Source organism: Stenotrophomonas sp. GbtcB23, from assembly GCF_019091045.1.
Lineage (GTDB): Bacteria > Pseudomonadota > Gammaproteobacteria > Xanthomonadales > Xanthomonadaceae > Stenotrophomonas > Stenotrophomonas rhizophila_A.
Genome location: NZ_JAGXKC010000018.1, coordinates 15,104 through 36,211, shown reverse-complemented (window position 1 = coordinate 36,211; position 21,108 = coordinate 15,104). Strand labels below are relative to the sequence as shown.

Genomic DNA, 21,108 nt, shown 5'->3' with positions numbered 1-21,108 from the left:
GCCAACGGCGGGCATACCGTTGGTCGATGCGCTGCGTGCCGATCATTCTCCGTACCGACCAACGGTCGGTACCTACCTGCGCGGCGTCGTTTTTACGGGGTGCCATCCACCGCTTTGCGCCCCAATGCCGGATCATCGGTGAAAAACGCATCGATCCCGGTCGCCAGATAGGCCCGCATCTCGGCCACCGAACCCTCCGGATTGCGCGCAGTGGCCTCGCCCTTGCGGAACTCGGCGGACAGGAACGGGTTTTCCGGGCGGAAGGTGTACGGCACCACCAGCAAGCCGGCGGCATGCGCATCACGCACCAGCGTGGTCGGCGTGCCCAGACGGCCGGCGGCATCCAGCGGAATCACCATGCGCAGGCTGGGTCCAATGCCATCGGCATAGCCGGCGATCTGGTCCAGCCCGGCGGGCGTGATCATGTCGACATAGCGCTGGCTGCCCTTGGCGGCGAGCACGTCGCCCGGCTGCTGCTTCGGGTCGCCCAGCAGTTGCAGCAGGCGGATGTTGCTGTCGCGGCCGAGCTTGGCGCGCAGATAGCGCAGGTTGCCCACCTCGAACGACTGGATCGTCACCGGGGCCACGCGGGTATATGGGTTGGCCTGGAGGGTTTTCACCAGCAGGTCTTCCATCGGCAGGCCGATGCCCTTGAAGTAGGTGCCGTGCTTGATCTCCGGCACCAGCCCGATCCCGCGCCCGGCGCGACCGGCCTGCTGGACCAGGAAGGTGACGATCTCGTCCAGCGTGGCAATGCGGAACTGGCCGTCGAAGGCAGTGCTGCGCAGCTGCGGCAGGCGCTCGCGGGCGTAAAGGGTCTTCAGCTCGGCCAGGGTGAAGTCTTCGGTGAACCAGCCTTCGATGCGTTCGCCATCGATGGTCTTGGTCGTTCTGCGGCTGGCGAACTCGGGATGGGTGGCCACATCGGTGGTGCCACTGATCTCGTTCTCGTGCCGCGAGACCAGCACGCCGTCCTTGGTCATCACCAGGTCCGGCTCGATGTAGTCGGCGCCATCGGCAATGGCCTGCGCGTACGCGGCCAGGGTGTGTTCGGGCAGCAGCGCGCTGGCGCCGCGATGGCCGTACACCGCCGCCTTGCGCGGCGCGGGTGGGGAAGATTCAGCGCTCATGGCCACCGATGGTGCCACGGCCAGCGAGAACAGCAACGCACAACCCCACAACGACTTCGACACTGCAAACCCCTGTTGGTACCGCCCCGCCGACGCGGCGGGGCCGGATGAGACGTGGCGCATTCTGCCAGCGCGGTGTTACAGCGGAAAGAATGCGTGTCCCGCTGCCGGACACGCATGGCGTGTCCCTACGCGATCGGGCGACCAGCCGGCTCGCGCGACCAAACATCGTAGTGACACGCCATGCGTGTCAACGCCATCGTCCTGCGTTCGAATGCTTGTAAACGCCGCCCACGCGTCATTTCCCGATACAGAAGCTCGAGAAAATCCGCCCCAGCAGGTCATCGGCGCTCATCCGGCCGGTGATCTCGCCCAGCGCCTCATGCGCCAGCCGCAGTTCCTCGGCGGCCAGCTCCAGATGTTCATGCACCAGCTCTGCTTCGGCGCGCTCGGCGCGGCCGATCGCCAGGGCGATCGCTTCCACGTGGCGGGCGCGGGCGGAAAACTCGCCCTCCACGCTGTCGCCGGCGCTGCCGCTGGCCAGCTCGCGCAGGCGTGTGTGCAGGCGGTCGAGGCCCTGGCCGGTGGCGGCCGAGACGTGCACGACGTTGGCATCGATGTCGGCCGGCAGTGCCTCCAGCAGGTCGCTCTTGTTGTGGATCCACAACTGCAGCGGCACCCCGGCGATGGCATCGGCCACGGCGGCATGGCCGGCCTGCGGGTCGCGCGCGTCGAGCACGATGATGGCCAGGTCGGTGCGCTGCATCTCCGCGCGCGCACGCCGCATGCCTTCGCGTTCAATGGCATCGCCGCCATCGCGCAGGCCCGCGGTGTCGACCAGGGTCAGCTCCAACCCATCAATGCGGATGGTCTCGCGCAGGGTGTCGCGGGTGGTGCCGGCGATGTCGGTGACGATCGCGCGTTCGCTGCCAGCCAGTGCATTGAGCAGCGAGCTCTTGCCTGCGTTGGGCGGGCCGACCAGCACGGCGTGCAGGCCATCGCGCAGGCGGCGGCCGCGTTCGGCGTCGTCGCGCAGCGTCGCCAGCGCCAACTGCACTTCGCCCAGGCCCTGCCGAACCTGATCGCCTCCCAGCGTATCCAGCGGTTCGTCGGCGAAGTCGATCGCGGCTTCCACATGGATGCGCAGGCGCACCAGCTGCTCGCCGGCATCTTCCACGCGGCGCGAGAACACGCCGTCCAGCGAGCGCCGCGCCGCGCGCGCGGCACGGGTATCGCTGGCTGCGATCAGGTCGGCGATGGCCTCAGCCTGGGCCAGGTCGAGCTTGCCGTTAAGGAAGGCGCGCTCGCTGAATTCCCCTGGCCGTGCCTGTCGCGCGCCGAGCGCGATGCAGCGACCCACCAGCTGCTGCAGCACCACCGGGCTGCCGTGGCCCTGCAGCTCCACCACGTCTTCGCCGGTGAAGCTGCGCGGATTCGGGAAGTACAGGGCGATGCCGTCATCCAGCACTTCGCCGGCGGCATCGCGGAAGCGCGCGTAGTGCGCGTGCCGCGGCTGCAGTTGCGGGCAGCCCAGATCCACGGCGATGCGCAGCGCCTGCGGGCCGGACACGCGCAGCATGCCCACGCCCCCGGCACCGGGCGCGGTGGCGATGGCAACGATGGTGTCGGTGGCGGCGTTCATGGCTCAGAGCTTCTCCAGCTGTGCGCGGGCCTGGGCAGCGCCGCTGCCCTGCGGCTGCAGCGCCAGGTAGGTGGTGTAGGCCTGCCTGGCCTTGGCCTTGTCGCCGACGTGGAAGTAGGCATCGCCCAGGTTGAGGTGGGCTACCGCGCGTGACGGGTCGATCTTCAGCGTGTTTTCCAGCCAGCGTGCCGCTTCAGCGTAACGCTGCTGGCGGTAGTAGACGAAGCCGAGGTTGTTGGCCGCCTGGGCGAAGTCCGGGCGCAGCTTCAACGCTTCGGTGAACTGGGCAACGGCCTCGTCATAGCGCTTCTCGCGGTACAGCTGCAGGCCACGGTCATTGGCCTGCTGCGCGCGCTGGCGGTCGGAGGTCGGCACGGCGGCCGGCACCACCAGCGTGCTCTTGCCGCCCTGCAGGTCGGCCACGGTCACCGGCGCCTCGCCAGCGGGCTTGGCGTCCTGCGCGGCATCCACCCGGTTGTTGAGCGCGATCGCGTCCGCCGAGAGCTGGCGGGTATCGGCAGTGAGGTATTCCTGGCTGTCGGGCACCTGGAACACGAACTCACCGCCCTGCGAACCGGGCAGGCTGCCGAACGCCGGGGTCTGCCGCGACACCGCCGATACCGCCGGCGCCACGTAGGCCGCCAGCTCGGTGCCGGTGATCAGGCCATCACCATTGAGGTCGCCCTTGCCTGCCAGCGCCTGCAGCAGCACCCAGGTGAACACCGAATGGCCGTTCGGGCCGCTGTCGGCCACCTGCTGGTCGCTGCCACCGGCGGTGAGCATCTGCCGCGCGCTGCGCTTGGCGTTCTCGCGCAGGAAGGCCGACGACGAGGGGCCGCCACGGGTCAGGCCCAGGCCGCTGTAGCAGGCATCCATCACGAACATCACGTGCTTGGCCTGCATGCTTTCGGCGATGTTCTGGATGTCGGTCATCGCGATGGCATCGGTGGCGAATTCGTTGGGGTCCGAATCCACCGGGATGATGTAGCCCAGGTCGCGGCCCGAGGCCAACCGCCGCGTGGCGCCATGGCCGGCGAAGAACACGAACACGCGGTCGTTGCGCCCGGTGCGGTCATCGGCCAGGCGGTCGTGGAAGGCGGCCAGGATATTGTTGCGGGTGGCCTGTTTGTCCTTCAGCACGATCACCTGCGAGGACGGGAACCTGAACTGCCCGGTCAACGTATCGGCGATGGCCTGCGCATCGTGGCTGGCGTATTCCAGACGCGGCCACTTGGCGTACTCGTCGATGCCGATCACGATCGCCCACGACTTCTCGTAGCCGGTGGTCACGGTGGCTTCGCTGGCAGCCGCGCTGCGCGGGCGGCTGACGGTGAACTCGCGGCCATTCCAGCCGGCGAACTGGTAACCCTCGGCAATCAGCCGGTCCAGGATCTGCGGCAGTGCCTTCACCGCGCGGTCGTGGATGTCGTGGAACAGGATGATCCCGCGCTGTTCCTTCTGCACCTGGCCCAGCACGCGCTGCACGATCGATTCGGGCACCGGGTCGGCCCAGTCCATCGAATCGATATTCCACATGATCGACTTCAGGCCGGCCTCGTTGAGCAGCTGCAGGCCTTCGGCGTTGCGCGCGCCATAGGGGAAGCGGAACAGCGGCGCGCGGCGCTTGTCCACGTCCTTGAGCAGCGTGTCGGTTACCAGCACCTGCTGGCGCAGCGCCTCGCCGGTGGTGCGTGACAGCTGCGCGTGGGTCAGGCTGTGGTTGCCCACCGCGTAGCCCTGTTCCATCAGGTTGCGGCTGATGCCGGCCATCGGACCCAGCTTCACGCTGCCATCGGCATGCACTTCGCCCAGGTTGCGGCCGACTTCGAAGAACACGCCTGGCACGTCGTAGCGCTTGAGGATGGCCACCACTTCGTCGGTGTAGGCCTTGTGCGGTCCGTCATCGAAGGTGAGCACCACGGTCTTGGGCGGCAGGTCGCGGCCGAAGATCTCGCGGTCGCTGTCCTTCATCGACATCGGATAAGGCTCGATCACGCCGTAATCGCGCAGGATCGCCTCGCGGCTGTATTGCTTGTGCAGGTGGGCCAGGTAGTCGTCCCACTTCTCGCGCTTGAGGGTGATCGCGCGGGTGCGGTCGAAGCGGCTGAAGATGTTGGTGATTTCCTGGTTGTAGTTGCGCTCGATCTCATCGAGCGCGTCCAGGTCTTCGCCCACGCGCTGGTGCAGCTTCACCGCCGGCAGCGAGGAATCGGTGCCGATGCGCTCGTGCAGGTCGCGCAGCACTTCGCGGAACGCCAGGCGGTCGGCGTCGTACAGCTCCGGCGCCGATTCGATGTAGTCCAGCACCGTGCCCAGGGTGGCAAAGCGCTGCGGGCTGCCGTCGCGCAGCAACGCATCGAACTGGGTGGCGATGGCCTGGCGCTGGTCCAGCCCGTCGTGGAACAACTGCTGGCCGATGCGGCTGGAGGTGTCACGGTCACGCGCGGACTGCTGCGCTTCGTCGGCCAGCAGCACGATGATGCGGCGGTGGCCGTCGAGCTGCTTCTGCAGGGCGGTGAGCAGCGGCGCGGCCGCGGGGTCGGCGGAGGCCGCAGCCTGCGCGCTGGGCTGTGTCGGGGTCGGCGTTGCCGGGGCGGCGGGATCGTTGTTTCCGCAGCTGGCAACGGCCAGGGTCAGCAGCAGCAGGGACGGCAGGCGGAACAACGACGACGCACGGGGCATGGGGGGCTCGGTGAGGTGCTGCGGGTGGGTGAATGCAGGCGATTGTATCGCCGGCAAAGAAAAACCCGCCGGAGGGCGGGTTTTCTCTTTTGAAAGCCAGACGACCAACGGTCGTCTGCTACCGATTATTTTTTGGCGGTGGCCGGGACCGGGTCGCCGCCGTGGCGCTTGGTCATCCACCACTGCTGCAGCAGGCCCAGGCCGCCGTTGACCACCCAGTACAGGACCAGGCCGGACGGCATGAAGGCCATCATGACGCCGAAGATCAGCGGCATCATCTGCATCATCTTGGCCTGCATCGGGTCCATGCCCGGTGCCGGGGTCAGCTTCTGGGTGGCCCACATCACCGCCACGTTGATCACCGGCAGGATGAAGTACGGGTCGCGTGCGGTCAGGTCCTGGATCCAGCCCAGCCACGGCGCCTGGCGCAGTTCCACCGATTCCACCAGCACCCAGTACAGGGCGAAGAAGATCGGCATCTGGATGAGGATCGGCAGGCAGCCGCCCATCGGATTGATCTTCTCTTTCTTGTACAGCTCCATCATCGCGGTCTGGAACTTCTGGCGGTCATCGCCATAGCGTTCCTTGAGCTGCGCGATGCGCGGCTGGAAGCGACGCATCTTGGCGCCGCTCTTGTACTGCACCGCCGACAGCGGGTACAGCACCAGCTTCAGCAGCACCACCAGGCCCACGATGGCCCAGCCCCAGTTGTTGACGACCTTGTGGACCTGGTTCAACACCCAGAACAGGCCCTGGCCGATCACGGCCATGATCGAGAAGCGGCTGTAATCGACAACGCGATCCAGGCCCGGCACATCTTCCTTGGCGATCTGGTTGACCAGCTTCGGGCCCACCCACAGGCGTGCCTCGCTGCTCACCTGCTGGCCCGGGGCCACGGTGAACGCCGGGCCGGTGGCCTGGATCTGGTCGCGGCCATCATGCTGGGACAGCGAGTAGTTCGCGGCCTGGTCCTTCTGCGGCACCCACGCGGTGAAGAAGTGGTGCTGCAGCATCGCCACCCAGCCACCGGTGACCTGCTGGTTCAGCGGGCCATCGTCCAGGTAATCCTTGAAAGCCCGGCGCTGGTACTTTCCGTCCTTGTCGAACCAAGTGGCACCGTTGAAGCTGAACGAGTCCGGGTTGGTCATGCTGCGCGACAGGATCGTCGGCGTGCGGTCCAGGGTGCGGTACACGTAGCCGCTCCACGGGGCGGTGCCGGCGTTGATCACTTCGTCCTTGACCTTGACCGCGTATTCATTGCGGTTGACGGTGAAGGTGCGGCGGATGCTCACGCCATTCGGACCATTCCACACGAACGGGATCTGCAGTTCGTTCTGCCCCTTGGCCAGCACGAAGTCCTTGGCATCGCCCACCAGCTTGAAGCCGTTGGCTTCCGGCACCGGCATGCTCTTGTCCTGGCTGGTCCAGCCGGTCACCGCGCGGTACGGATGGGCCGGGTCTTCGGTCAGCAGGCGCACCGGCGGGCTGCCGTCGTCCTTGGTCTGCGGGAACTGCAGCAGCTCCGCATCCAGCACGGAGCCGCCGTCGAGCACCAGTCGCAGCACGTCGGTGGTCACGGTCACGCGCGGCGCGCCGGCCTGGGCCTGCGCGGTCGGCTGGGTGGCCGGGGCGCTGCCCGGGGCCTGCGGCACGTTGGCCGCGGGCACGGCGCCCGTTGCACCCGGCACTGGTGCCTGGGTCTGGGCGGCCACCGGCGCGGTGGGCGCCGGCTGGGCCTTGTCGCTACCCCACTGCATCCACAGCAGGATGGCCACCATCAGCCAGGCAACAATCAGGAAAACGCGGGTCTGGTTCATCAGCGTGCAGGCTCGACGGGGCCGGCAGCAGGTGCCGGCTCGGACTGGGAAAGGGGTGCAACCCCGGGCGGCGGCATTGTGCCGTCCGCGCCCGGCATGGGCAATGCGCCCAGCCGGCGCAGCAGGCGCTCGAAGGCCTGGCGGATCTCGGAATTACTTGCGGTACGGGCGGAACTGCGGGCAACCACGACGTAATCGCCGGACGTCATCCACGGCCGTAGGTGGCGGGTGGCGTCGCGCAGCACTCGCTTGATACGGTTGCGACCCACGGCTCGGGGATCGACTTTGCGCGAAACGGCAAGGCCCAGCCTGGCCGGCGTGTCGCTCTTCAGCCAGTGCAGGGTCATCAGCGGTTCGGACACACGGCGGGCGCCGTTGAAGACCGTTGTATATTCGGCACGCGTACGAACCCGCGCAGAGCGAGGAAATCGCTTGCGCGGGTCGGAACTGCTCACAGTCAGGATTGCGTCTGCCGCGGGAAGCGGCATTGCAATCAAGCGCTCAGGACTTTACGGCCCTTGGCGCGGCGACGCGACAGGATCTTGCGGCCGTCAGCGGTCTTCATACGGGCACGGAAGCCATGGTCGCGCTTACGCTTGAGGTTGCTGGGTTGGAAAGTGCGCTTGGTGGCCATGCGGGCCTCTATATGAAGGGGACGGAAAGAACCGGAAATTCTATAGACCTACCCCGGGGCGCGTCAAGCCCATGTCACTACGGGATTTCACCGGCCTGTGCAATAGCTGTGGATCATTTTGTGAATAACTTCGGGACAACCATTCCCGGCACCCCGCGTCGGTGGTAGGCTGCGCCATCCATTCTTTCCCCTTCCGGCCTGCGGCACGGCGGCTTTCTGCGCCCCAACCGCCGGCCCCAGACGATTATTGCCGATGGATGCCTGGTCCCGTTGTCTCGAACGCCTTGAGGCGGAGTTCCCGCCCGAAGATGTTCACACCTGGTTGAAGCCGCTGCAGGCCGATCTGCGCGCGGACAGCCTGGTGCTTTATGCGCCAAACGCCTTCATCGTCGACCAGGTGCGCGAGCTGTACCTGGCGCGGATCAAGGAACTGCTGGCGCACTTCGCCGGTTTTGGCGACGTTTTTCTTGAAATCGGCTCGCGTCCGCGGGCCGTGGAGGCGCAGATCGCGCCGATTCCGGGCCATTCCGCGCCCGCTGCGCCGGTTGAGCCGCTGGTGCCGTTCGCCGGCAACCTGGATTCGCACTACACCTTCACCAACTTCGTGGAAGGCCGCAGCAACCAGCTGGGCCTGGCCGCAGCGTTCCAGGCCGCCCAGAAACCGGGCGACCGGGCGCACAACCCGCTGCTGCTGTACGGCGGCACCGGCCTGGGCAAGACCCACCTGATGTTCGCCGCCGGCAACGCCATGCGCCAGGCCAATCCGGCCGCCAAGGTGCTGTACCTGCGCTCGGAACAGTTCTTCAGCGCCATGATCCGTGCGTTGCAGGAAAAAACCATGGATCAGTTCAAGCGCCAGTTCCAGCAGGTGGACGCGCTGCTGATCGATGACATCCAGTTCTTCGCCGGCAAGGACCGAACCCAGGAAGAGTTCTTCCACACGTTCAACGCCCTGTTCGACGGCAAGCAGCAGATCATCCTCACCTGCGACCGGTACCCGCGCGAAGTCGAAGGGTTGGAAGCGCGCCTGAAGTCGCGACTTGCCTGGGGCCTGTCGGTGGCCATCGAGCCGCCGGACTTCGAAACGCGCGCCGCGATCGTGCTGGCCAAGGCCCGCGAACGCGGTGCTGAGATTCCCGACGATGTGGCGTTTCTGATTGCCAAGAAGATGCGCTCCAATGTCCGCGACCTCGAAGGTGCGCTCAATACCCTGACCGCCCGTGCCAACTTCACCGGCCGCGCGATCACCACCGACTTCGCCCAGGAAACCCTGCGCGACCTGCTGCGTGCCCAGCAGCAGGCCATCAGCATTCCCAACATCCAGAAAACCGTGGCCGACTACTACGGGCTGCAGATCAAGGATCTGTTGTCCAAGCGCCGGACCCGCTCACTGGCCCGTCCGCGACAGGTCGCCATGGCCCTGACCAAGGAGCTGACCGAGCACAGCCTGCCGGAAATCGGCGATGCCTTTGCCGGTCGCGACCACACCACGGTGCTGCATGCGTGCCGGCAGATCCGGACGTTGATGGAGACCGACGGCAAGTTGCGGGAAGACTGGGACAAGCTGATCCGGAAGTTGAGCGAATGATGCATGTACGCCGCATAGGCGTCATCGCATAAAACGGTGCAAAATCCGGGTGTAAGCGAGGGACAGGCTGTGGATAAAAAACCGGTTTGAGTTGGCGGGATTTTTATCCACAGGCTTCCCCACCCCTTGGGGGGTAGTAGTGCAGAGGGTTTCGAGGCCATAAAAGCCTTTATTTACAAATACTTAGATGTGTTTTCCCGCAATTCTGGCTCTACCATCACCACCAAGCTTTTGATTTATTCCACATCTTTTTAAAGCATAGGGGCACGGAACCACATGCGTTTCACACTGCAGCGCGAAGCCTTTCTCAAGCCGTTGGCACAAGTCGTCAACGTGGTCGAACGCCGCCAGACCTTGCCGGTTCTGGCTAATTTCCTGGTCCAGGTCCAGAACGGGCAGCTGTCGCTGACCGGTACCGACCTGGAAGTGGAGATGGTGTCGCGGATCGCGGTGGATGATGCCCAGGACGGCGAGACCACCATCCCGGCACGCAAACTGTTCGAGATCATCCGCGCCCTGCCCGACGGCAGCCGGATCACCGTCTCGCAGACCGGTGACAAGATCACCGTGCAGGCCGGCCGCAGCCGCTTCACCCTGGCAACGCTGCCGGCCAACGACTTCCCGTCGGTGGACGAAGTGGAAGCCACCGAGCGCGTGGCGATCGGCGAAGCCACCCTGAAGGAGCTGATCGAACGCACCGCGTTCGCGATGGCCCAGCAGGACGTGCGCTACTACCTCAACGGCCTCCTGTTTGACCTGCGCGGCGATGCGCTGCGCACCGTTGCCACCGACGGCCACCGCCTGGCGCTGTGCGAAACCGACCTGGAAAAGGCCAGTGGCGCCAAGCGTCAGATCATCGTGCCGCGCAAGGGCGTGACCGAACTGCAGCGCCTGCTGGAAAGCGGGGATCGTGAGATCGAGCTGGAAGTCGGCCGCAGCCACGTGCGCGTCAAGCGCGACGATGTGACCTTCACCTCCAAGTTGATCGATGGCCGCTTCCCGGATTACGAGGCCGTGATTCCGATCGGCGCCGACCGTGAAGTGAAGGTGGATCGCGAAGCCCTGCGTGCCTCCTTGCAGCGTGCCGCGATTCTGTCCAACGAGAAGTACCGCGGCATCCGCGTGGAAGTCTCGCCGGGCAACCTGAAGATCAGCGCGCACAACCCGGAGCAGGAAGAAGCCCAGGAAGAGATCGAAGCGGATACCACCGTGAGCGATCTGGCCATTGGCTTCAACGTGAACTACCTGCTGGATGCCCTGTCCGCACTGCGCGACGAGCACGTGGTCATCCAGCTGCGCGACTCCAACTCCTCGGCCTTGGTTCGCGAAGCCAGCAGCGAGAAGTCGCGCCACGTGGTGATGCCGCTGCGTCTCTGACCGGATGCTTGGTTCCACGTGGAACCGCGGTAACCAGGAAGCCCGGCCAAGCGCCGGGTTTCTTTTTTCCCAGACGTTCCACGTGGATCATCAGGCAAGCAGCATGAGAAGAGCCACGCCGCGCGTTGCTGCTTGTGCTCTTGCTTCTTGCCGCTGTGCTTGTACAACCGAGCCTTCTCGCGGCAGGGGACGCTCGAATCTCACGACAAGATCGGCCAAGCAGGTCATGGTTCAACAGATTCCCACAACGTGTGGGTTTGCCCCCTGATTCCCAGCTCTAAGCTTTTAAAAACTGTATATAAATCTAAAGCTAGGTGGTGGTGGTAGAGCCAGATTTGGTTGAAAAGTACCTTATCTGCTTGAATTTAAAGGGAAATGCGGTACTGAAACCCCCGGTAAAAGAGGGTCTGAGCCTGGGGTTCAACCTGTGGATATCTTTCAGAGGTACCCAAGGTGCCTTTTTTATCCACAGATTGCGCAGAGATTGTGCATAAGTCATACAGACCCCCTGTGGATAGCCAGAAATGGAAGACATCAATCTCGCGAGATCTGAGAACGCCTACCCTGCCCCGCGTTTCAGATTTCAAAGAATCGAGCGGGTAATCGCATTGGGCCCTCGGGCGCCCCATCCCGACAGCGCGCCAATTTCTTGAAATCTGCACGGCTTCACCCTTGACGCTCTCTCAGATTTCAAAGAATTCACGGCGTCTCGAACGTGCGGCGAATCCACCCCGATGCAGTAAGCTGATCGATTCCCCCAGCCTCTCTTGCCGCATCTGCGGCGCAGATCCGATCGCATGCACATCCGTCGTCTGTCCCTGCACCAGATCCGCCGCTTCGACAGCGTGGAACTGGCCCCGCAACCGGGCATCAACCTGATCACTGGCGACAATGGCGCAGGCAAGACCAGCGTGCTGGAAGCGCTGCACGTGATGGCCTACGGGCGCAGTTTCCGCGGTCGGGTGCGGGATGGGCTGGTGCGCCAGGGCCAGGACGCGCTGGATGTCTTCGTTGAATGGGACGAACAGCGTTCCGGGGCGGAATCGGCAACGCGCCGCAAGGCCGGGCTGCGCCACAGCGGGCAGGAATGGAAGGGCCGGCTGGATGGCGAAGACGTTGCGCAGCTGGGAAACCTTTGCGCGGCCTTGGCCGTGGTCACGTTTGAGCCGGGCAGTCACGCGCTGGTCAGCGGTGGCGGCGAGCCGCGTCGCCGGTTCCTGGATTGGGGTTTGTTCCACGTGGAACCAGACTTCCTCGCCCTCTGGAGGCGGTACTCGCGGGCACTGAAGCAGCGCAATGCCCTTCTCAAGCAAGGCGGGCACCCGAATGCACTGGATGCATGGGACCGCGAGTTGGCGGAAGCCGGCGAACCGCTCACCACCCGGCGCCAGCACTACCTGGACCGCCTGCAGTACCGAACCATTGGCCTGGCGCAGGATCTGGCCCCGAACTTGGGCATCCAGTCACTCTCCCTGAGCCCTGGCTGGCGCAAACACGAGCTTTCCCTGTCCGACGCCCTCCTGTTGGCCCGGGAACGTGACCGGTTGGCGGGCTACACCTCCGTGGGCCCGCACCGGGCCGACTGGAGCGTGGGGTTTGCCAGCATTCCCGGCCGCGACGCGCTCTCGCGTGGCCAAGCCAAGCTCACCGCCCTCACTTGCCTGTTGGCCCAGGCGGAGGATTACGCCGAACAGCGCGGCGAATGGCCGGTAATCGCGCTGGATGACCTCGCGTCCGAGCTGGATCGGACCCATCAAGCCCGGGTACTGGATCGTCTGCGCGCAGGCCCGGCGCAGATATTCATCACCGCCACCGAGACGCCCGCCGCGCTGCAGGACCACACCGATATCACCCGGTTCCACGTGGAACATGGCCACGTCCAGCTTGTGCCATAGTGCCGGCAGGGGCCGAAGCGCCCGGCTGGTATAATTGCTGTTGCAACCCCTTATCCATCGGCGCCCCGCTTCCCGCGGCGGCCCGAACTGCGGAGCCTATGGCAAGCGCAATGACTGAAGAACAGAACACTCCGGCACCTACCGGCAATTACGACGCCAACAGCATTACCGCCCTGGAAGGCCTGGAGGCGGTCCGCAAGCGGCCCGGCATGTACATCGGCGACGTCCATGACGGCACCGGTCTGCACCACATGGTGTTCGAAGTCGTCGACAACTCCATCGACGAAGCGCTGGCAGGCCACGCCGACCACGTGGCGGTGACGATCCACGCCGACGGCTCGGTCTCCGTGTCCGACAACGGCCGTGGCATTCCCACCGGCAAGCACGGACAGATGAGCCAGAAGCTCGGCCGCGACGTCTCCGCTGCCGAAGTGGTCATGACCGTGCTGCACGCGGGCGGCAAGTTCGACGACAACAGCTACAAGGTTTCCGGCGGCCTGCACGGCGTCGGCGTCAGCGTGGTCAACGCGCTGTCGCAGAAGCTCACCCTGGATATCTTCCAGAGCGGCTTCCACTTCCACCAGGAGTACGCCGATGGCGCGGCGGTAAGTCCGCTGGACCAGGTCGAAGCCAGCACCAAGCGCGGTACCACCCTGCGCTTCTGGCCGTCGGTGGTCGCGTTCCACGACAACGTCGAGTTCCACTACGAGATCCTGGCGCGCCGCCTGCGCGAACTCTCGTTCCTGAACTCCGGGGTCAAGATCGTCCTGGTCGATGAGCGTGGCGATGGCCGCCGTGACGACTTCCACTACGAAGGCGGCATCCGCAGCTTCGTGGAGCATCTGGCGCAGTTGAAGACCCCGCTGCACCCGAACGTGATCTCGGTCACCGGCGAATCCAACGGCATCACCGTCGACGTGGCGCTGCAGTGGACCGATTCCTACCAGGAAACGATGTACTGCTTCACCAACAACATCCCGCAGAAGGACGGCGGTACCCACCTTGCCGGCTTCCGCGGCGCGCTGACCCGTGTGCTCAACAACTACATCGAGCAGAACGGCATTGCCAAGCAGGCCAAGATCAACCTGACCGGCGACGACATGCGCGAAGGCATGATCGCCGTGCTCTCGGTGAAGGTGCCCGACCCCAGCTTCTCCAGCCAGACCAAGGAAAAGCTGGTCAGCTCGGACGTGCGCCCGGCCGTGGAAAGCGCGTTCGGCCAGCGCCTGGAAGAGTTCCTGCAGGAAAACCCGAACGAAGCCAAGGCCATCGCCGGCAAGATCGTCGATGCCGCCCGCGCCCGCGAAGCCGCGCGCAAGGCGCGTGACCTGACCCGCCGCAAGGGCGCGTTGGACATCGCCGGCCTGCCCGGGAAGCTGGCCGACTGTCAGGAGAAAGACCCGGCGCTGTCCGAACTGTTCATCGTCGAGGGTGACTCCGCAGGTGGTTCGGCCAAGCAGGGCCGCAATCGCAAGAACCAGGCCGTGCTGCCGTTGCGCGGCAAGATCCTCAACGTGGAACGTGCCCGTTTCGACCGCATGCTGGCCTCCGACCAGGTCGGTACGCTGATCACCGCGCTGGGCACCGGCATCGGCCGCGACGAGTACAACCCGGACAAGCTGCGCTACCACCGCATCATCATCATGACCGACGCCGACGTCGACGGCGCGCACATCCGCACCCTGCTGCTCACCTTCTTCTACCGGCAGATGCCGGAGCTGATCGAGCGTGGCCACGTCTACATCGGCCTGCCGCCGCTGTACAAGATCAAGCAGGGCAAGCAGGAGCTGTACCTGAAGGACGACCCCGCGCTGGACGCCTACCTGGCCAGCAACGCGGTCGAAAACGCCTCGCTGATTCCGGCCGAGAACGAGCCGGCCATCGAAGGCGTCGCCCTGGAAAAGCTGCTGCTGGCCTACGCCTCGGCGCAGGAAGCGATCGGCCGCAATGCCCATCGCTACGACCGCCAGGTGCTTGAAGCCCTGGTCGATTTCACTCCGATGGACCTGGAGCACCTGCGCAAGGCAGGCGCCGACGAAGGCCTGGCCGCACTGGCCAAGCGCCTCAACCAGGGCAGCCTGGGCTCGCCGCGCTTCAGCCTGGAATTGCAGGAACCCACCGAAGAGCGTCCGGCTGCGCTGCTGGTCACCCGTCGCCACATGGGCGAACAGCTGATCCAGGTGCTGCCGCTGTCGGCCTTCGAAACCGGTGAACTGCGTGCCCTGCACCAGTCCTCGCTGCTGCTGCACGGGCTGGTACGTGAAGGTGCCAAGATCGTCCGCGGTGCCAAGTCGTCGGAGATCGGTGGTTTCGCCGATGCCCGCAACTGGCTGCTGGACGAAGCCAAGAAGGGTCGCCAGATCCAGCGCTTCAAGGGCCTGGGCGAAATGAATCCCGAACAGCTGTGGGACACCACCGTGAACCCCGATACGCGCCGGCTGCTGCAGGTGCGCATCGAGGACGCCGTGGCGGCCGACCAGATCTTCAGCACCCTGATGGGTGACGTGGTGGAACCGCGCCGCGATTTCATCGAAGACAACGCGCTGCGGGTCGCCAACCTGGATATCTGACACAATCGGCTCAGGGCCGGCCGGTTGCGACCTGCAACCGGCCTGGCCACCGCCTATTGCTGCCAGGAACCCGATGTCCGCTACCGCCCCGGCGTCCACCACGCCTCCGCTGCCGCCCGCCCTGCCCAAGGCGCCCCAACGGAAACCAGGCTCCCCGATCGCGGGATTCCTGATCGATCTCGGTATCGCCACGCTCTCGCTGCTCGCCTTGAGCATGGCCAGCGGCCTGCTATGGGGCCTCTACCGCGCCGTGATCGTGGTCCGCGACACCGGCGCGCAAGCGGCCGATGCGCTGGCCCAGCAGGTGGGCCAACCTGGCGCGCTCGCGCAGATCCTGATGGCCGTGTTCGCCACCGGCGGCGCTGCGATTTTCCTGTACTTCCTCAGGCGCCGTGCCGACGCCACCGAGCGCCGCGCCTCGTTCGAGGCGGCCCGCCGGCCGTCCACCTGGGGCTGGACCGCGTTGGTTGCGGTGGGCGTGATCATCGGCAGCAACGGCATCGCCTGGCTGGCCCGGCAGGCGGGCATTGAACCGGTACCCACCAACCTGGCCCTGATGGAACAGGCGCTGGCCCGTTTCCCGTGGTTCCTGGCCCTGTTCGCGATCGTGCTGGCCCCGGCCTACGAAGAACTGCTGTTCCGCCGCGTGCTGTTCGGCCGCCTGTGGCAAGCCGGTCGCCCATGGTTGGGCATGCTGCTCAGCAGCCTGGCGTTCGCGCTGGTCCACGAAGTGCCCGGCACCAGCGCCAACGGCCCGTGGGAAATCGCCCAACTGTGGCTGGTGTACGGCGGCATGGGCGCCGCGTTCGCGTGGCTGTACCAGCGCACCGGCACCTTGTGGGCCCCGATCGTGGCGCATGCGTTGAACAACGCCATCGCCCTGGCCGCGCTGGTGTTTCTGGGCTTGCACTGACCCGACGGTTTGACAAAACCTTACATTCGGCCCGCCACACTGCAGACATGAACACGGGAGTCCCCGCCTTGAAACCCTTGCTGCTCGGACTTGTCATCACCCTGGCGCTCAGCGCCTGCGCTACCACCACCTCGCCCACCGGGCGCAAGCAGATGGTGGGCGGCGTATCGCAGGCCGAGCTGGACCAGCTTGGCGCGCAGGCCTTCGCCGAAACCAAACAGAAGCAGAAGATCAGCAGCGACGGCCGCCAGAACGGCTACGTGCAGTGCGTGGTCAATGCACTGGTCGCGCAGCTGCCGCCTCAGTACCGTGGCGTACGGTGGGAGACCGCGGTGTTCGTCGATGCAGAGCCGAACGCCTTCGCCTTGCCCGGCGGCAAGGTCGGCGTAAACACCGGCATCTTCACCGTGGCCAAGAACCAGGATCAGCTTGCCGCCGTGATCGGGCATGAGATCGGTCATGTCATCTCGCGCCACCACGAAGAGCGCCTGACCCGCCAGATGGGCGCGCAGACCGGCCTGGCCGTGCTTGGTGCGCTGGCCGGCGCGGCATACGGCGACGGCGCGGCCAGCACGGTCAACCAGCTCGGCGGTGCCGGCGCACAGGCCGCCTTCCTGCTGCCCGGGTCGCGCACCCAGGAAAGCGAAGCCGACGTGGTCGGCCAGCGGCTGATGGCCGAGGCAGGGTTCGACCCGGCCCAGGCGGTCAACCTGTGGCAGAACATGATGGCCGCCAGCGGCGGGCGTTCCCCGCAATGGCTGTCCACCCACCCGGACCCGGCCAACCGGATCCGGGAGCTGCAACGCGATGCCCCCGCCCTGACCGGTGTTTTCCAGCAGGCCCAGGCTGCTGGACGGCGCCCGAAGTGCGGGTGATTCGACTAAAGGATGCTGTATTGCAGCATCGGAAACGATTTCTCACGCCATCGGTTTCTGATACGTTTGGCGGCTCAGATTTTTCTGACAGTCCGTTTTGATGCCGCCGCGGCGGTTCGATCGAGGTGAAAGATGATTTTCCGCAACCACAAGCAAGCCGTGCTTTCCGTCCTCATCGCGACCGCCATTGGTGGCGTTGTGGTCACTGACGCCGTCGCCCAGACCCGCACCACTGATCGCAGCGCCGATCGCCGTGGTGGCAAGAAGGACCAGGCCAAGGCTGAAGCGCTGTACCCGCAGGCCACCCGCGCCGAGCCGGACATCAAGGCATCGCCGAAGCTGGGCAAGCAGCTGCAGAAGATGATCGACAGCTACAACGATCAGAAGTTCCCGGAGACGCTGGCTGCGGCCAATGAAATCCTGGGCAACAGCGCCGCCAATGCGTATGACAAGTCGCTGGCCGCGCAGCTCGCCTCGCAGGCTGCCTACAACACCGACGACAACGCCGCTGCCAAGAAGTACCTGCTGCAGGTGCTGGAATTCAATGGCCTGGACAACAACGGCCACTTCCAGTCGATGCTGATGCTGGGCCAGCTGCAGATCCAGGACGACCAGCTTGCCGAAGGCCTGGCCACCCTGGACAAGTACTTCGCTGAAACCAAGTCGACCAAGCCGGAAGAGCTGATCATCAAGGGCCAGGCCCTGTACCAGCTCGAGCGCTATCAGGAAGCGGTGCCGGTGATCCAGCAGGCCATCGCCGGCGCCACCGAGCCGAAGGACAACTGGAACCAGCTGCTGATGGCCGCCCTGTCCGAGTCCGGCCAGACCGGTGAAGCAGTGAAGCAGGCTGAAGCCCTTGCCGCCAAGAACCCGGCCGACAAGAAGGCCCAGATGAACCTGGCCAGCATGTACCTGCAGGCCGACCAGATGGACAAGGCTGGCGCGGTCATGGACAAGCTCTTCAAGGGCGGCCAGCTGACCGAGGAGCGCGAGTACAAGCAGGCGTACTCGATCTACGCCAACTCGGACAAGAAGGAAGCCGAGGTCATTGCCGTGATCAACGACGGCCTGCAGAAGGGCATCCTGAAGCCGGATTACCAGGTCTACCTGGCCCAGGCCCAGGCGTACTACTACTCGGAACCGCCGCAGGTCGAAAAGGCGATCGAAGCGTGGCAGAAGGCCGCCCCGCTTTCCAAGGACGGTGAAACCTACTTGAACCTGGCACGTGTCTTGCATTCGGAAGGTCGCATTCCGGAGGCCAAGACGGCCGCCCAGCAGGCGCTGGCGAAGGGTGTGAAGAACCAGGCGGATGCCAAGAAAATCATCAACCTGAAGTAAGTAGGAATAACGCCTGAACGCCTGCGTGAGTGATGCGCAGGCGCTCAGGATTGGTATAAGCTTGGAGGTTCCTGCGGTGTCATGCACCGCTGATCATGGGCTATCTGTCCCCAGGTACCCGGCCCCACTAATGAGCTCTTGGCGCATGACGGAACAACTAGTCGTTCACAGGTACGAACAACGCGATGACACCGGCCTCAGCTGGCCGCGCATCGTGGGTATCGCCTTTGTAATCGCATTGCATCTCGCCGCCCTGATGCTGCTCCTCATCCCCGCCGTGGCCCCCAAGGCCGTGACGGAGAAGGAACGCAACATCATGGTGACCCTGGTCGACGCTCCGCCGCCGCCCCCACCGCCGCCGCCGCCGCCGCCGCCGACTGAAACGCCGCCGCCGCCGGTCAAGAACCTGTCGCCGCCCAAGCCCTCGCCGGTGCCGCCGCCGCCGCAGGCGCCGGTGATCGACGTGCCGGAACCGCGTCCGAACGACATCGTCACGCCGCCGAGTCCGCCGAGCCCGCCGCAGCCGCCGAGTTCCATCGAGGCCAGCGTCGATATCTCGTCCAAGGCCATGAATCCCCCGCGTTACCCGCCGGCCGCGTTCCGCGCAGGTATCCAGGGTGAAGTGATCCTGATCATTGATGTCGATGCCAACGGCAACGTCACCAATGTGTCGGTCGAAAAGTCCAGCCGTAACCGCGATCTGGACCGTGCAGCGATGGAAGCCGCCCGTAAATGGCGCTTCAACGCAGCCGAATCGGGCGGGAAGAAAGCTGCAGGTCGCGTCCGCGTCCCGGTCAACTTTGCGCTGAATTGATGGGCCGGGTGGCCTGCCGGCCACCCTCCTGTCACTTGAACCTAGCTACAACATTCATCACCACACACAACAAAGGTAAGCGTCATGCTGCAGGAACTCTTCATCGCCGCTGCTGCCGGGGGCAACCCGTCGAATGCCCTCTCGCAGATGGGCTTCGAGCATCTGATCCACGAAATGACCTCCAAGCCGGGCGACTTCGCCGTCTCCTGGGTCGTGCTTCTGACCCTGGTTATCATGTCGGCCATGTCCTGGTACTGGACCGTCATCAACATCTTCCGTGCTACCCGCCTGAAGAGCGCTGCTGACAAGGTCGTGAGCCTGTTCTGGGATACCCCGAACGCACAGGACGCCATCCGCGCCATGGAAGAACAGCCGGCTTCGGAGCCGTTCTCCAAGATCGCCCTGGACGCAGCCCAGGCTGCTGCCCACCACCAGCGTGCCGAAGGTGGCGCCACCGGTGGCCTGGGTGAAAACCTGAGCCGTTCGGAGTTCGTCGACCGCGCCCTGCGTCAGGCCGTGACCCGCGAAAGCAACAACCTGCAGTCGGGCATGACCCTGCTGGCCACCGTCGGTGCAACCGCTCCGTTCGTCGGTCTGCTCGGCACCGTGTGGGGCATCTACGGCGCGCTGATCAAGATCGGTGCAACCGGTTCGGCCTCCATCGACGCCGTTGCCGGCCCGGTGGGTGAAGCCCTGATCATGACCGCCATCGGTCTGTTCGTGGCAATCCCGGCCGTGTTCGCCTTCAACTTCTTCAGCAAGATCAACAGCGCCACGATCAGCAAGTTCGATACGTTCGCTCACGACCTGCACGACTTCTTCGCCACCGGTTCGCGCGTCCGCTAATTGCGACGCGCTGTACCCAGCGAGAACGTAGTCAACACGATCTAGACGGAGCCCGTTATGGCTTTCAGTAGTGGTAACAGCGGCGGCCCCATGGCCGACATCAACGTTACGCCCCTCGTGGACGTGATGCTGGTGCTGCTGATCATCTTCATCATCACGGCGCCCCTGATGTCGCATAAGGTCAAGGTCGACCTGCCTGAGGCCAACCTGGTGCAGAAGCCGGAAGATGCGGCTGATCGCAAGGGCCCCATCACCCTGGCGGTGAAGGAAGACGGCTCGATTTACTGGAACGACGAAGAGATCGACAAGCAGACTCTCGAGTCGCGCCTGGCGACCGCCGCCCAGCAGACCCCCCAGCCCCCGCTCAATCTGCGTGGTGACCGCACCACCAAGATGCGCGTCATCAACGAGATGACGAAGGTCGCGCAGGAGCAGGGCATGCTCGACGTTGGCTTCGTGGCCACCAAAGAGAAGGGGCAGTAAGCCATGGCATTCAGTTCTGGTGGTGGCAAGGGCCCAATGGCCGACATCAACGTTACGCCCCTCGTGGACGTGATGCTGGTGCTGTTGATCATCTTCATCGTTACCGCGCCGATCATGACGTACCCGATCGCCGTGGACCTGCCGCAGCGCGTGCTCAACCCACCGCCGCAGCTGGTGGAACCGCCGCCGCCGATCGAGCTGCGGATCGACGCCAGCAACCAGGTGTTCTGGAACAACAGCCCGGTTGCAACGGCTGAGCTCCAGCAGCGTATGGAACAGGAAGTGCAGCGTGACCCGACCAACCAGCCCGAGCTGCGCATCGACGCCAGCCCGGACTCCGAGTACGACGTGATGGCCAAGGTTCTGGCCGCCGCGAAGAACGCGCAGATGAAGAAGATCGGGTTCCAGCAGCAGCAGTAAGACGCAACACCAAGTCATGACGCGACTGGAAAGCGCCCCTGGAAACAGGGGCGCTTTTTTTGTTGGCGCGTTCGGCCATTGACA

General features: G+C 65.0%; 17 protein-coding genes. 11 read left to right on the top strand and 6 right to left on the bottom strand.

Annotated elements, in window-relative coordinates; translation table 11 throughout:
* Window positions 1-92 precede the first annotated feature (92 nt).
* The 6 genes from KVS69_RS09485 to rpmH form a co-directional block, all read right to left on the bottom strand.
* The gene (locus KVS69_RS09485; RefSeq protein ID WP_254622111.1) at window positions 93-1,130 is read right to left on the bottom strand and encodes a glycerophosphodiester phosphodiesterase; all 1,038 of its coding nucleotides are present in this window, start codon (window positions 1,128-1,130) and stop codon (window positions 93-95) included.
* Window positions 1,131-1,428: 298 nt separating this feature from the next.
* Window positions 1,429-2,772 (bottom strand): tRNA uridine-5-carboxymethylaminomethyl(34) synthesis GTPase MnmE, encoded by a 1,344-nt coding sequence (gene mnmE / locus KVS69_RS09480; RefSeq protein ID WP_217537873.1) that lies wholly within the window; start codon window positions 2,770-2,772, stop codon window positions 1,429-1,431.
* 3 nt (window positions 2,773-2,775) lie between these two features.
* The gene (locus KVS69_RS09475) at window positions 2,776-5,454 is read right to left on the bottom strand and encodes a polysaccharide deacetylase family protein (RefSeq protein ID WP_217537872.1); all 2,679 of its coding nucleotides are present in this window, start codon (window positions 5,452-5,454) and stop codon (window positions 2,776-2,778) included.
* A 125-nt stretch (window positions 5,455-5,579) separates the two neighbouring features.
* The gene (gene yidC / locus KVS69_RS09470; protein ID WP_217537871.1) at window positions 5,580-7,271 is read right to left on the bottom strand and encodes a membrane protein insertase YidC; all 1,692 of its coding nucleotides are present in this window, start codon (window positions 7,269-7,271) and stop codon (window positions 5,580-5,582) included.
* The gene (rnpA, locus tag KVS69_RS09465; RefSeq protein ID WP_083214014.1) at window positions 7,271-7,759 is read right to left on the bottom strand and encodes a ribonuclease P protein component; all 489 of its coding nucleotides are present in this window, start codon (window positions 7,757-7,759) and stop codon (window positions 7,271-7,273) included. Before rnpA ends, yidC begins: the two co-directional genes overlap by 1 nt.
* Window positions 7,760-7,764: 5 nt before the next feature.
* Window positions 7,765-7,905 carry a 50S ribosomal protein L34 gene (gene rpmH / locus KVS69_RS09460; RefSeq protein WP_006404565.1) on the bottom strand — a complete coding sequence of 47 codons (141 nt, stop codon included), beginning with the start codon at window positions 7,903-7,905 and terminating at the stop codon, window positions 7,765-7,767.
* A 253-nt stretch (window positions 7,906-8,158) separates the two neighbouring features.
* Here rpmH and dnaA point away from each other — a divergent pair, with 253 nt between their 5' ends.
* From dnaA to KVS69_RS09405, 11 genes are all read left to right on the top strand, one after another.
* Window positions 8,159-9,493 carry a chromosomal replication initiator protein DnaA gene (gene dnaA, locus KVS69_RS09455; RefSeq protein ID WP_068848017.1) on the top strand — a complete coding sequence of 445 codons (1,335 nt, stop codon included), beginning with the start codon at window positions 8,159-8,161 and terminating at the stop codon, window positions 9,491-9,493.
* 276 nt (window positions 9,494-9,769) lie between these two features.
* Complete coding sequence (gene dnaN / locus KVS69_RS09450) at window positions 9,770-10,870, top strand: DNA polymerase III subunit beta (protein WP_068848019.1); 1,101 nt, start codon at window positions 9,770-9,772, stop codon at window positions 10,868-10,870.
* A 797-nt stretch (window positions 10,871-11,667) separates the two neighbouring features.
* Window positions 11,668-12,765, top strand: a complete 1,098-nt coding sequence (gene recF, locus KVS69_RS09445; protein ID WP_217537870.1) for a DNA replication/repair protein RecF — start codon at window positions 11,668-11,670, stop codon at window positions 12,763-12,765.
* Between the two features lie 110 nt (window positions 12,766-12,875).
* Window positions 12,876-15,335, top strand: a complete 2,460-nt coding sequence (gene gyrB / locus KVS69_RS09440; protein ID WP_093535451.1) for a DNA topoisomerase (ATP-hydrolyzing) subunit B — start codon at window positions 12,876-12,878, stop codon at window positions 15,333-15,335.
* A gap of 73 nt (window positions 15,336-15,408) precedes the next feature.
* Window positions 15,409-16,248 carry a CPBP family intramembrane glutamic endopeptidase gene (locus KVS69_RS09435; protein WP_093535449.1) on the top strand — a complete coding sequence of 280 codons (840 nt, stop codon included), beginning with the start codon at window positions 15,409-15,411 and terminating at the stop codon, window positions 16,246-16,248.
* 68 nt (window positions 16,249-16,316) lie between these two features.
* Window positions 16,317-17,123, top strand: coding sequence for a M48 family metallopeptidase (locus KVS69_RS09430; protein WP_093535447.1), 807 nt, complete (start codon window positions 16,317-16,319; stop codon window positions 17,121-17,123).
* A gap of 132 nt (window positions 17,124-17,255) precedes the next feature.
* A complete protein-coding gene (locus KVS69_RS09425) occupies window positions 17,256-18,461 on the top strand; it encodes a tetratricopeptide repeat protein (RefSeq protein WP_095362389.1) in 1,206 nt (401 codons plus the stop codon).
* 256 nt (window positions 18,462-18,717) lie between these two features.
* Window positions 18,718-19,275 carry an energy transducer TonB gene (locus tag KVS69_RS09420; RefSeq protein WP_184126410.1) on the top strand — a complete coding sequence of 186 codons (558 nt, stop codon included), beginning with the start codon at window positions 18,718-18,720 and terminating at the stop codon, window positions 19,273-19,275.
* Window positions 19,276-19,359: 84 nt separating this feature from the next.
* Window positions 19,360-20,121: a TonB-system energizer ExbB gene (gene exbB, locus KVS69_RS09415; protein WP_068848033.1), complete on the top strand. Its 762-nt coding sequence runs from the start codon at window positions 19,360-19,362 to the stop codon at window positions 20,119-20,121.
* 57 nt (window positions 20,122-20,178) lie between these two features.
* Window positions 20,179-20,604 (top strand): biopolymer transporter ExbD, encoded by a 426-nt coding sequence (locus KVS69_RS09410; protein ID WP_068848035.1) that lies wholly within the window; start codon window positions 20,179-20,181, stop codon window positions 20,602-20,604.
* A gap of 3 nt (window positions 20,605-20,607) precedes the next feature.
* On the top strand, window positions 20,608-21,024 hold the full coding sequence (locus KVS69_RS09405) for a biopolymer transporter ExbD (protein ID WP_068848037.1): 417 nt from the start codon (window positions 20,608-20,610) through the stop codon (window positions 21,022-21,024).
* Window positions 21,025-21,108: the final 84 nt, after the last annotated feature.